This window comes from Rhodococcus sp. ACS1, assembly GCF_002300155.1.
Classification (GTDB): Bacteria; Actinomycetota; Actinomycetes; order Mycobacteriales; family Mycobacteriaceae; genus Rhodococcus_F; species Rhodococcus_F koreensis.
Genome location: NZ_NSDZ01000011.1, coordinates 643,027 through 654,991, shown reverse-complemented (window position 1 = coordinate 654,991; position 11,965 = coordinate 643,027). Strand labels below are relative to the sequence as shown.

The window sequence follows — 11,965 nt, the reverse complement described above, 5'->3', positions numbered from 1 at the left end:
GGAGTACCAAAAACATTTGGCACTGACATTCATCGACACACTGTTGAGTTCTCAAAGAACACGCGCACACCATCACTTCTGACTCACTCGCCAGCCGCTCCGGGGCAACTTTTCCAGCTTATCTCATCGGGCTGACCGGCGCAAACCGGCACCCACTGAAGACATTCCGGGGTTGAAGCACAACCATACACGATGGTGAACTTCGGATTTGCCAGGCACTTCGTACAACCTCGTTGCATTCACCTTGCGGTGAAGGTCGGTGTCCGTGTCGCTCTGACTTGGAATAAGTTACGCGAACCGTGCGCCGTTTTCCAAATCGCCTGGTCGCAGCGATTCCGGCCGCCGATCTTCAGGATCTGCCACTGTCGCCGGCACCGACTCCTTCTATATAGGAACTCCTATATAGAAGGTCGCAAGACTGCGGCGGTCCTCAGCGACAGGTGCGCAGGACCGTCCGCCCCGTGTCCAGCCGGCGGATGTTGTCGGTGATGTCGCGGACGCGGCCGAGGAACGTGTGGTCGGTGACGCCGGACGAGTGCGGGGTCATCAGGACGTTTGGCAGGTCGCGGAACGGCAGTGCGCTCGGCGCACCGTGACCGCCGGCATCGGGATAGGAGTACCAGACGTCGATGGCCGCGCCCGCGATCCGATGCGACGCCAGTGCGTCGTACAGCGGCTGTTCCTGAACGAGGGGTCCGCGCCCGACGTTGATCAGAACTCCGTCAGGGCCGAGAGCCTCGAGTTCCGGCCCGCCGATCATGCCGCGGGTGTGATCGCCCAGCGGCGCGGACACCACGACGACGTCGGACTCGGTCATGAGCCGGAGCAGCGAGGTGTTGTCGCCCGCCCATTGGAGGCCTTCCGCGTCGGCGTCGAGATTTCCCCGGCCGGTGACCGCGCAACCCTCTGCACCGAACTTGCGGAGCAGGCTCCACGACCTCCCGCCGATGTGACCGAAGCCGACGAATCCGATCCGCGCACCACGCATGGACCGGGACTGCGCGATCGCGTCGTCGTAGACCGACGTCGCCCACACGTCGCCGCGGAGGGCGCGATCGTGTCGGAGGAATCCGCGGCGCAGCATCAGCGCCGACGACACGATGTACTCCGCGATCGAGTCCTCGTGGTGGAACGTGTTGGCGACCAGGGTGTCGGGGGGAAGGGCGTCGAAGGCCACGTTGTCGGTGCCCGCGCCGGCGACGTGCAGCAGGCGCAGCTTCGGCGCCGCGGCCGCCATCGCGGCGGTGAACCGGCCGCCCACGTACACGTCGGCGTCGGCGAGGTCGGGGACGATCGCCGACTCGTCGAACGTCCGATGCCACGACACCACGGCGCCGGACGGCAGCCCCGACTCGAACAGTTCGCGATGCGGCAGCAGATTCCGGTCGCCGACGACGATCTTCATCAGGCGCGGACCAGCGCCGGGCGCTTGCTGTCGAACGACCAGCCGGGCACCAGGAACTGCATGCCGACCGAGTCGTCGCGCGCACCGAGACCCTTCTGGAGGTACAGCTCGTGCGCGGCCTCGACCCGGTCCATGTCGAGCTCCACCCCGAGGCCCGGCGTCGACGGCACCGTCAGGTAGCCGCCCTCGATCTCATACGGGTCTCGGGTGATCCGCTGACCGTCCTGCCAGATCCAGTGGGTGTCGATGGCGGTGATGTCGCCCGGGGCCGCGGCGGCCACGTGGGTGAACATGGCGAGCGACACGTCGAAGTGGTTATTGGAATGCGATCCCCAGGTGAGGCCCCACGCATCGCAGAGCTGGGCGACGCGGACCGATCCGGCCATCGTCCAGAAGTGCGGGTCGGCGAGGGGGATGTCGACGGCGCCGGAGCGAATGGTGTGCCCCATCTCGCGCCAGTCGGTGGCGATCATGTTGGTGGCGGTCGGCAGTCCGGTGGCGCGCTTGAACTCGCTCATCACCTCGCGGCCGGAGAAGCCGCCCTCGGGGCCGACCGGATCCTCGGCGTACGCGAGCACGTCCTTCAGCCCGCGGCAGGTCTCGATGGCCTCCGACAGCAGCCACCCGCCGTTGGGGTCGAGGGTGACCCGGGCGTCGGGGAACCGTTCGGCCAGCGCCGTGACAGCCGCCGCCTCCTCGCGGGGCGCGAGGACGCCACCCTTGAGCTTGAAGTCGGCGAACCCGTACCGCGCCTGCGCGGCCTCCGCGAGTCGCACGACGGCGTCCGGTGTCAGCGCCTCCTCGTGCCGCAGGCGCAGCCAGTCGTCGGACTCGCCCGCACCCGACTGATAGTCCAGGTCGGTCTTGTTGCGGTCACCGACGAAGAAGAGGTAGCCGAGCGCCTGCACCTTCTCGCGCTGCTGACCGTCGCCGAGCAGGGCCGCGACGGGGACACCGAGGTGCTGCCCGAGAACGTCGAGGAGCGCCGACTCGACGGCGGTGACGGCGTGGATCGCGACGCGGAGGTCGAACGTCTGGTTGCCGCGGCCTGCGGAATCGCGGTCGGCGAACGTGCGCCGCAGGTCGGCGAGCACGCCGTTGTACTCGCCGATGCTGCGCCCGGTCACGATGGCGCGGGCGTCCTCGAGGGTACGCCGGATCGGCTCACCGCCGGGGACCTCGCCGACACCGGTGTTGCCGTCGGAATCGGTGAGGATCACCAGGTTCCGGGTGAAGTACGGGGCATGCGCGCCGGACAGGTTCAGGAGCATGCTGTCGTGTCCCGCGATCGGGACCACTCGCATGTCGGTGACGACCGGGGTGCTCGTTGTACTCATCTTCCGAAACCTTCCTTCACAGCGCAGCGCCGCCCGTGAGGCGCCTCACAACGAAAACTCTAAGTGGCCCGATCGATACATGTCCAAGACTTGTTGAGCATCGAACGATGCAGACACTGCATCAGAGAAGCTGCTGTCCGATCAGCATCAACGCGCCCACACAGGACACCGCGATCGACGTCCGGCGCAGGCGAGACGCGTCCAGGTGGCGGTTCACGAACCGCGACGCCACGTATCCGAGCACCGTCACCGGGGCGAGCAACGCGAACATCACCGCCGACTCGCGATGCACCGAACCCGTCGCGGCGAGAACGGCGACCGACAGCGTGGAGCCCACCAGGAAGAACGCGCTCATGTTGCCGCGCAGCTGCGCCCCCTTCGACCCCTGCATCACCAGCGCCATCGGCGGTCCGCCGATCGACGTGGCCGTGCCGAGGAGACCCGACGCGGCCCCGGCGACGGCGAGGTTCCGGCGTCGCGGCTGCGGCGCCCAGCCCAGGGTCGCGAAGACGACCCCGGACAGCACCACGCCCGCGAGCAGCAGCGACAACCCCCGTTCCGGCAGCACCACCAGCAGTACCGCGCCCGCGACGGTGCCCGGCACCCGGCCGGCCAGAGCCCACCCCGTGCCGGTCAGGTCCAGGGCCTCCCGTTCCCGCCACACCACCATCACCGTCACGACCGTCGCCGTCATGATCAGCGTCCCGGGCAGCAGGCTCGGATCGACGAGCGCCACGACCGGTGCCGCGAGCATGCCCATCCCGAATCCGATCGACGCCTGCATGCACGAGGCGAGAAAGACGGCGAGCGCGATGACCGCGAACTCGGCCCCGCTCACCCGACCGCGACCGGCACGCCGAGCGCGACCGAACGGCGAGGATGGTGGCATTCGGCGACGTGGCCGCTTTCGCTCGCGTCGACGGCGGCGGGCGGCACCGTGCTCGCGCAGATGTCGGTGGCGTGCGCGCAGCGGGTGCGGAACCGGCAGCCCGACGGCGGGTTCAGCGGCGACGGAACCTCACCCTCGAGGATGATCCGCTTGCCGCGGGATCCGGCGTCCAGCTTCGGTGCCGCCGACATCAGCGCCTCGGTATACGGGTGGGCGGGGCGGTCGAAGACGGCGTCCGTCGCACCCGTCTCCACGATCCGGCCGAGGTACATCACGGCGACGCGGTCGGCGACGTGCCGGACCACGGACAGGTCGTGCGAAATGAACACGTACGAGATGCCGAGCTGTTTCTGCAGGTCGTTCAGCAGATTGAGCACCTGAGCCTGCACCGACAGGTCGAGAGCCGACACGGGTTCGTCGCAGATGACGACGCTCGGGTTCAGCGCCAGGGCCCGGGCGATCCCGAGACGCTGACGCTGACCGCCGGAAAACTCCTGCGGGTAGCGGTGCTCGTCGCTCGGCCGCAGCCCCACGAGGTGCAGCAGTTCGCGCACCCGCGCCGCCCGGTCGCGGCTGGTCTTGTACATCGTCTTGTGGGTGCGCCACGGCTCGGCGATGATGTCCGCCGCCGACATCCGGGAGTTCAGCGACGCATAAGGGTCCTGGAACACCATCTGCACCCGGCGGCGCAGCGCCAGCAGATCCTTGCCCTTGAGCGAGAACGGGTCGACGCCGTCCCACGTCACCGAACCGGAGTCGGGACGCTCGAGCATCATCAGCGTCCGGGCGAGGGTGGACTTGCCACAGCCCGATTCGCCGACGAGCCCGAGCGTTTCGCCGCGGGCGAGGTCGAGGTCGATGCCGTCGAGCGCACGCAACTGGTTCTTGCCCGCCGCGTTGGCAGGCACCTTGAACGTCTTGGTGAGGCCCCGCACCTTCAGAATCGACTCGGACATGTCAGACCTCCTCGGGAAAATGGCACGCCGAGCGGCGGCCGGCCGCGACGCCGGCGAGCGGCGGGCGGGTGGTGCGGCACAGGTCGCGGGCGAGCGGGCAGCGCGCCTGGTAGACGCAGCCGGACGGAATGGAGTGCAGGTCGGGCGGGGTGCCGCCGATCGACTTCAGGTCCTCGCCGCGGACCGCGTGCACGGGGACCGAATCGAGCAGGCCCTTCGTATACGGGTGCTGTGGCGAGGAGAAGACCTCGGCGACCGGTCCGGTCTCGACGACGTTGCCCGCGTACATGATCGCGACGCGATCGGCCTCCTCCGCCACCAGCGCGAGGTCGTGCGTGATGAGGATGACGGCCATGTCGTGCTCGGTGCGCAGATCCCGCAGCAGCGACATGATCTGCGCCTGCACGGTGACGTCGAGTGCGGTGGTCGGCTCGTCGGCGAGCAGGACCGTCGGGCTCAGCGCGACGGCCATCGCGATCAGCAGGCGCTGCCGCATGCCGCCGGAGAACTGGTGCGGGTAGGAGTCGATGCGCGATTCCGGCTCGGGAATCCCGACCCTCTGCATCAGCGAGATCGCTTCGCGCCTCGCCTCTTTCGCGGACAGCCCGCGGTGGATCCGGAACGGTTCGGCCAACTGCTTGCCGACGGTGTAGACGGGGTTGAGCGCGGTCAGCGCGTCCTGGAACACGATGGCGAGTTCGGTCGCAGCGAGGGCGCGGCGGGTCTTCGCCTTCGCCGTCACCAGGTCGACGTCGCCGAGGCGGACCGAGCCGTCGGTGACGTCGGCGATCGGCTCGAGCAGGCCGACGAGCGCCTGCGCGGTCATCGACTTGCCGCACCCCGACTCACCGAGCAACGCGAGGGTCTCCCCGCGTCGCGCGGTGAACGACACGTGGTCGACGGCCCGAACCGTGCCCGAGGGGGTGCGCAGGTCGACGGTGAGATCCGCGACCTCGAGTGCGACGCGGTCGGTGTCTGCGAAGTCGGGTGATTCGACAGCCGGTGCAGGTGCACTCATGAGACGACCTTTCGGGTGGGGAACAGCCGGGAGCGACGCGACCGCGGGACGGTCAGGCGCCAGCGCTGGGCGGGGTCGGTGGCGATCCGGGCCCACGCGGCGAGCACGGTCGCCGACACGGTGGTGATGACGATGGCGAGTCCGGGGAAGAAGGACAGCCACCACGCCGTCTGCAGGTACGTCCGGCCCTGAGACACCATCAGGCCCCAGCTGATGTCGGGCGGCTGGATGCCGATGCCGAGGAAGCTCAGCGACGACTCGGCGAGCATCACGTAGCAGAAGTCCAGGGTGGCGACGGTGAGCAGAGTCGGCAGCAGGATGGGGAACACGTGCCTGCGGATGACGGCCCCGCTGCGGGCGCCGAACGTCCGTGCGGCGTCCACGAACAACCGGCTCTGCAGTTCCGCCGACTCCGCGCGGGCGGTGCGGAGGTAGATCGGGATGCGGGTGATCGCCAGCACCAGGACGATGTTCGCCGCGCTGGGCGAGAACACGTACAGGACGACGACGGCCATCAGCAGCGACGGGAAGCTCATGATGACGTCGGCGACGCGCATCGCCGTCGTCTCCCGCCAGCCGCGGTGGTAACCGGCCCACATGCCGATGAGCGAACCGACGATGCAGGACAGCGCGACCGCGGGCAGCGCCACCAGGAGGGTGGTGCGGCACGCGACGATCAACCGGGCGAGCATGCTGCGCCCGAGCGGGTCGGTGCCGAGGATGTTCATCCACCCGTTCGCCACGTGGAACGGTGCGAGGTTGGACTGGTCCAGGTTCTGATCGGTTGCGGCGTCGCCGACCAGCCACGGGCCGAAGACGGCGACGAGGAACACGAACACCAGGATCGCCGCCGCGACCGTGGCCACCCGGTCCCGAAGAAGCAGTTTCCACAACGGCGTCTTGTTCCGTGCGGGCTTGGGCGCGGGATCGGCCGGGGCCGGGGGCGTCTCGTCGGGGCCCTGGTGGACGTCGCCGGCTCCGTCGAGGCGGGGAGCGTTGTCTATGGACATGTCGGCGGCCTCCTAGACCTTGGTCTTCTCGCGGACACGCGCGTCGAGAAGTGCGTAGCCCGCGTCGATCAGGATGTTGAGGACGAAGATGCTGACCGCGGTCAGGAGCACCGCCGCCTGCAGGACCGCGAAGTCTCGCTGCAGGATCGCGTCGATCATCAGCTTGCCGATGCCGGGCCACCCGAAGATCGCCTCGACGACGACGGCGCCGTTGACCAGGCCGACGGTGAGGTCGCCGGCCACCGTCAGCGCCGGGGCAGCGGCGTTGCGGAGCGCGTGATGGGTGACGACGCGCAGGTCGCCGGCGCCCTTGCTGCGGGCAAGACGTACGTATGGTGCGGACAGCGCCGACACCATCGCGCCGCGCACCACCTGGGTGAGCACGCCCAGCGGGCGGATCAGTAGGGTCGCGATCGGCAGGATCCACGACAGCGCGCTTCCGGTGCCCGACGTGGGCAGCACTCCCAGCACCACCGCGAAGATCCACACGCCGGTGATGGCGAACCAGAAGTCGGGGATGCTGGCCGCGGTCATCGACAGCAGGCTCGAGATCCGGTCGGCCAGCGAGTTCGGCCGGTACGCCGCCCAGCAGCCGATCACGACGGCACCGATGATCGCGAGCAGCATCGTGAAGAACGCCAGCTGCAACGTGGCGGGGAACGCCCGCAGCGCCATGGTCGCGGCGGATTCACCCGTGCGCAGCGACTCCCCGAAGTCGAGGTGGGCGACCCCGGACAGGTAGTCGGCCATCTGGCTCAGCACCGGCTTGTCGAGGCCGTTCTCGGCCGCGAACTCGGCGCGCTGATCGGGGGTCGCGGAGACCGGGAGGTAGAGGTTGGTCGGGTCGCCGGTGAGGCGGGCGAGCAGGAACACACCGAAGAGGACGACGAGGAGAGGTACGAGGCTGGTGTAGACGCGTCGGCGCAGGAAGGCGAACATGACTCACCGCCTTCGGATCGGGTTCGGTTGGGACATCACAGTTCCTCCGGGGGCTGGGAAGAGGGTTTAGCCGTTTGCGGATGTGTCCGCGTGGGTCATCTCGCTCAGGCGCATCTCGTCGCCGGTCGCGGAGTTGGGCGTGTACTGCACGGTCGGGGACTTGGCGAGCACCGCGTTCATGTGGGCGATGTACGCGAACTGCCGGATCTCTTCCGGCTCGTTCGCCAGGACCGACGCGAACGCGTCCTGGCGGGCGTCGCCGACGAGTTGCTCGGCGGCGGCGATCTGCGCGTCGTATCCGGCCGAGCCGAAGTAGCTCTGGTAGCCGTCGCTGCGCATGTACTGGTCGACGGTGAACTGCGCGTCACCCGCCTGGTTGCCGTGCTGGATCATCAGCAGAATCGGTCCGGTGCCCTGCGGGAACGGCCGGATCTGGTACTGCATCTGCCCGGCCGTGTCCATCATCTCGATCTTCACGTTCAGGCCGGCCTTGCTCAGCGAGTTCTGGATGACCTCGATGGTCTCGTTGATCTTGGGGAACTGGCCTGTGCGCCCGATCAGGCGGATCTGGTTGTCGACGGGGACACCGTCGGCCTTGGCCTCCGCCACCAGTTGCGCGGCGCGGTCGGGGTCGTAGGGGGTGGGCTGCAGGTCGGGGTCGAACCCGACGATGCTGCTGCCGACGAGTTGCCCGGCCGGGTCGCCGAGTCCCTGGAACAGCGCCTTGACGATCCCCGCCCGGTTGACGGAGAGGTCGATGGCCTCGCGGACACGGTAGTCGTCGAGCGGCGGTTCGGTGGCCATCATCCGCAGCGCCGTCGTCTCGTTGTTGGGGTAGGCGACGCCGAGGTCGCCGGCGCCGTCCTCCGGACCGAGGTACGTGGCGAGTTCGGCCTCGTCGTTGGCGACCATCGCGGCCCGCACGCTGCCCTCGGTCCGCCACTGGTAGATCGCCCGCGCGTACTCGGGGGCCGTGCCCCAGTACGTGTCGTTGCGGACCAGGGACAGCCGCTGGCCGTGATCCCAGTAGTCGATCTTGTAGGGGCCGGTGCCGATGGGGTCGCGCACCTTGTCCTTGGCGTCGGTGGTGGACGGCACCATCTCCACGAACGAGATCCGCAGCGGCAGGATCGGGTCGGCGGTGGGCGTCTGGACCGTCACGGTCGACGGGTCGATCGCGTTCACCACGAGCGCGTCGTCGCCGAAGACGTACCCGTCGACGTCGCAGCCGATGGTCGAGTTGACGGTGCGGTCGATCGAGAACGCGGCGTCCTCGGCGTCGAACGCGCTGCCGTCGCTGAACGTGACACCGGGACGGATCCGGAACGTCCAGACGGTGTCCGACGTCTGCTCCCACGAGTCGGCGAGCTTCGGCTCCAGGTCGCCGGTGTCGGCGTTGCGTTCCACCAGCGGCTCGGTGATGTTGGAGCGGACGACGACTCCGGTCGAGGTGAGTGACGCGTCGCAGGGCTCGAGCGTGGGCGGCTCCTGCGGGAGCACGATCCGCAACGTGTCGGGGCTGGCGGCGTCGCTGTGGCTCGAATTGGCCACCGAGCAACCTGCGGCCAGAGCCGGCACCGTCAGAGCGGCGGTGGCCACGGCGACGACGCGGTAACGGGTTCCCTGCTGCAGCGAACGTGCAGGGCTCATGGTGTCCTCCGTAGGGATGTGTCGCGTACTCGACGCGAGTGAAGAGGGCCCGCCTGTGACGGTAGCCACAACGCTATGAGCGGCCCCGGGGAGCGTCAACAGGGGGTTACGGCGCAAAACGGCTCGTGAGGGCCGTCACAGACGCGATATCAGGGAGACTGCGATCACCCCGGCGGGCCCCTGACCGGCGCATACCCGAAGTTTTGACATCTGCGCACGTCAGCGCGCCGCCGACCAATGCCGTTTCAGTATCGATCCATGTTATTTACGTGTTGGACAGGTATTCCGAGGGCCGCTTAACTTACGGGTAACCGGCGGCGCGGACAGCCGCGTCGCCACTCGTCAGGAGGCACGATGGTGACCGCAGAGGCGTCCGTGAAAGAAGCTGCCGCACAGACCGTTTCAGGAGGGCGGGTTCTGCAGGTCGGGCCGCTGAAGCCGTCGCTCACCGCAACGCTCTCCGAGAAGTACGACGCCCGCACCCTCCCCCTCGGAGAAGACCGGAGCAGCTTCCTCGCCGAGCACGGCGAAACCGTCACCGCCGTCGTGACGTCCGGACGCACCGGAGTCGACGCCGCCCTGATGACGGAACTGCCGAATCTCGGCGCCATCGTGCACTTCGGAGTCGGTTACGACACAACGGATGTCGAGCGCGCCGAAGAACTCGGAATCGGCGTCAGCAACACCCCCGACGTCCTCACCGACTGCGTCGCCGACACCGCCGTCGGACTGCTGATCGACACGCTCCGCGGATTCTCCGCCTCGGACCGCTTCGTGCGCGCGGGCCGCTGGCCCGCCGAGGGCAACTACCCCCTCACCCGGAAGGTCAGCGGCACCCGGGTCGGCATCGTCGGCCTCGGCCGCATCGGCTCCGCCATCGCCGCCCGCCTCACCGGCTTCGGCTGCACGATCTCGTACCACAATCGGCGGGAGGTCCCCGGTTCGCCGTTCGCGTACGTCGACTCGGCCGCCGCCCTCGCCGCCGGGGTCGACGTGCTGATCGTCGCCGCGGCCGGCGGCAAGGGAACCCAGAAGCTGGTGGACCGAGAGGTTCTCGAAGCACTCGGGCCAGGCGGCTATCTGATCAACGTGGCACGCGGAAGCGTCGTCGACGAGGACGCGCTCGTCGAACTGCTCACCGAACGCAAACTCGCCGGCGCCGGACTGGACGTGTTCACCCGGGAGCCCCACGTTCCCGAGGCGCTCCTCGCGCTCGACACCGTCGTCCTCCTCCCCCACGTCGGGAGCGGAACCACCGAGACCCGCGCCGCGATGGAGGCTCTGACCCTGCAGAACCTCGACGAGTACCTCGCCCAGGGCACCCTGACCACCCCCGTTCTCGATCCGAGGTCACGATGAGCGTCATTCTCAGTTACGTCCCGACCGTCGAAGGTCGTGGCGCCCTGACCTTCGGGTTCATCGAAGCCCGCATGCGCGCAACGGATCTCGTGGTGATCGCCGACGGCGACAGCGCCTCGGCAGCCGGATTCGAGGCCGAACTGCACTCCGCCAGGGAGGAAGCGGACGCGGGCGCCGTCGACTACCGCATCGCACGGAACGAACCCGGCCGCTCCCACGCCGACAACCTCATCGACGCGTCCTACGACTCCGCCGCCGAACTCCTCGTCCTCGGCATGCGCCGCCGCTCCCCGGTCGGCAAACTCCTCATGGGCAGCGTCGCCCAGCGCGTGCTCCTCGAGGCGCAGTGCCCGGTCGTCGGGGTCAAGCCGCCGGTCGCCGCGGAGGTCTGAGCCGCCCCGGCGAAGTGCCCGAATCGCGGTGGATCGTGCTGCGGCGGCGGTATTCTTCCGGGCACGGGCCACGAGAGGACTGCCGATGCGCCGATCACCGTTCACCCGACTCGGCCGTCGGGCGGCCGTCATCACCGGCGCGCTGATCCTCGCCACCGCGGTGGCCGCCGCACCCGCCATTTCGGCGATGCCGGCCGCGAACACGCTCTACGTGACCGAGAACGGCACCGGTTCCGTGCTGTCCCTGCCCGCCACCGGCGGCACCCCGAGCGCCGTGGCCACCGGGATCGCCGGACCGGGCGGGATAGCGGTGTCGGGTGACACGCTGTTCGTCACCGCCGGCGCCTCGGTCGTGTCGGTGCCCGCCGCGGGCGGTAGCCCCACCACCCTCGCCACCGGCCTGGGTAACGCGTTCGACGTGGCGGTGTCCGGCGGGACGCTCTACGTCACCGAGTTCGATTCCGGCAACGTCGTCGCGCTGCCCGCAGGCGGTGGCACCCCCAGCCCGGTCGTCACCGGCCTCCAGCAACCGGTCGGGGTCGCCGTCTCCGGGAGCACCCTCTACGTCACCGTCGCCGGTGCGGGGACGCCCGGCACCGGTTCCGTCATCGCCGTGCCCGTCACCGGCGGCACCCCCACCGTGCTGGCCGCCGGCCTGAATCTCCCGGCGGGAATCGACGTCTCCGGCGGCACCCTCCACGTCGCGGTCGCCGGTGACGGATCCGTAGTTTCCCTGCCGGCCACCGGCGGCACCCCGACCGTCCTGACGACCGGGCTCGTCCGCCCGTTCGGTCTCACGGTCTCGGCGGGCACGGTGTACGTCGCGGCCGCGGGCGATGCAGGCTCGAGTAACGGCTCCGTGGTCTCCCTGCCCGCCACCGGGGGAACCCCCACCGTTCTGGCCGCCGGACTCGACCAGCCGTTTTCCGTCGCAGCCACCGCAGCGTGCACGGGTTCTCTGTGCATTCCGTTCGGTAGTTAGATCTCGCCGGCCCGACCCCATCCGGGGC

The 11,965-nt window shown here is 69.1% G+C and carries 11 protein-coding genes; 3 read left to right on the top strand and 8 right to left on the bottom strand.

Annotated elements, in window-relative coordinates; genetic code table 11:
- Positions 1-430 precede the first annotated feature (430 nt).
- The 8 genes from CJ179_RS44515 to CJ179_RS44480 all read right to left on the bottom strand — a co-directional run bounded on the left by CJ179_RS44515 (position 431) and on the right by CJ179_RS44480 (position 9,204).
- Positions 431-1,405, bottom strand: coding sequence for a 2-hydroxyacid dehydrogenase (locus tag CJ179_RS44515; RefSeq protein ID WP_072949480.1), 975 nt, complete (start codon positions 1,403-1,405; stop codon positions 431-433).
- Complete coding sequence (gene gudD / locus CJ179_RS44510) at positions 1,405-2,742, bottom strand: glucarate dehydratase (RefSeq protein ID WP_072949482.1); 1,338 nt, start codon at positions 2,740-2,742, stop codon at positions 1,405-1,407. The genes CJ179_RS44515 and gudD overlap by 1 nt, the downstream gene beginning before the upstream one ends.
- Positions 2,743-2,863: 121 nt before the next feature.
- Entirely contained in the window at positions 2,864-3,580 is a 717-nt protein-coding gene (locus CJ179_RS44505) for a sulfite exporter TauE/SafE family protein (protein WP_095865663.1), read from the bottom strand.
- Positions 3,577-4,587 (bottom strand): ABC transporter ATP-binding protein, encoded by a 1,011-nt coding sequence (locus CJ179_RS44500; protein ID WP_095865662.1) that lies wholly within the window; start codon positions 4,585-4,587, stop codon positions 3,577-3,579. The genes CJ179_RS44505 and CJ179_RS44500 overlap by 4 nt, the downstream gene beginning before the upstream one ends.
- A 1-nt stretch (position 4,588) precedes the next feature.
- Positions 4,589-5,605 carry an ABC transporter ATP-binding protein gene (locus CJ179_RS44495; protein ID WP_072949489.1) on the bottom strand — a complete coding sequence of 339 codons (1,017 nt, stop codon included), beginning with the start codon at positions 5,603-5,605 and terminating at the stop codon, positions 4,589-4,591.
- Positions 5,602-6,615, bottom strand: a complete 1,014-nt coding sequence (locus CJ179_RS44490; RefSeq protein WP_095865661.1) for an ABC transporter permease — start codon at positions 6,613-6,615, stop codon at positions 5,602-5,604. Before CJ179_RS44490 ends, CJ179_RS44495 begins: the two co-directional genes overlap by 4 nt.
- 12 nt (positions 6,616-6,627) lie before the next feature.
- Positions 6,628-7,554, bottom strand: coding sequence for an ABC transporter permease (locus CJ179_RS44485; RefSeq protein WP_072949493.1), 927 nt, complete (start codon positions 7,552-7,554; stop codon positions 6,628-6,630).
- Between the two features lie 66 nt (positions 7,555-7,620).
- Positions 7,621-9,204: an ABC transporter substrate-binding protein gene (locus CJ179_RS44480; protein ID WP_095865660.1), complete on the bottom strand. Its 1,584-nt coding sequence runs from the start codon at positions 9,202-9,204 to the stop codon at positions 7,621-7,623.
- Between the two features lie 354 nt (positions 9,205-9,558).
- On the opposite strand from CJ179_RS44480, the gene CJ179_RS44475 reads away from it, so the two are divergent.
- The 3 genes from CJ179_RS44475 to CJ179_RS44465 all read left to right on the top strand — a co-directional run bounded on the left by CJ179_RS44475 (position 9,559) and on the right by CJ179_RS44465 (position 11,937).
- Complete coding sequence (locus tag CJ179_RS44475; protein ID WP_095865659.1) at positions 9,559-10,563, top strand: 2-hydroxyacid dehydrogenase; 1,005 nt, start codon at positions 9,559-9,561, stop codon at positions 10,561-10,563.
- Complete coding sequence (locus CJ179_RS44470) at positions 10,560-10,955, top strand: universal stress protein (RefSeq protein ID WP_072949500.1); 396 nt, start codon at positions 10,560-10,562, stop codon at positions 10,953-10,955. The genes CJ179_RS44475 and CJ179_RS44470 overlap by 4 nt, the downstream gene beginning before the upstream one ends.
- An 85-nt stretch (positions 10,956-11,040) precedes the next feature.
- Positions 11,041-11,937, top strand: a complete 897-nt coding sequence (locus CJ179_RS44465) for a hypothetical protein (protein WP_095865658.1) — start codon at positions 11,041-11,043, stop codon at positions 11,935-11,937.
- Positions 11,938-11,965: the final 28 nt, after the last annotated feature.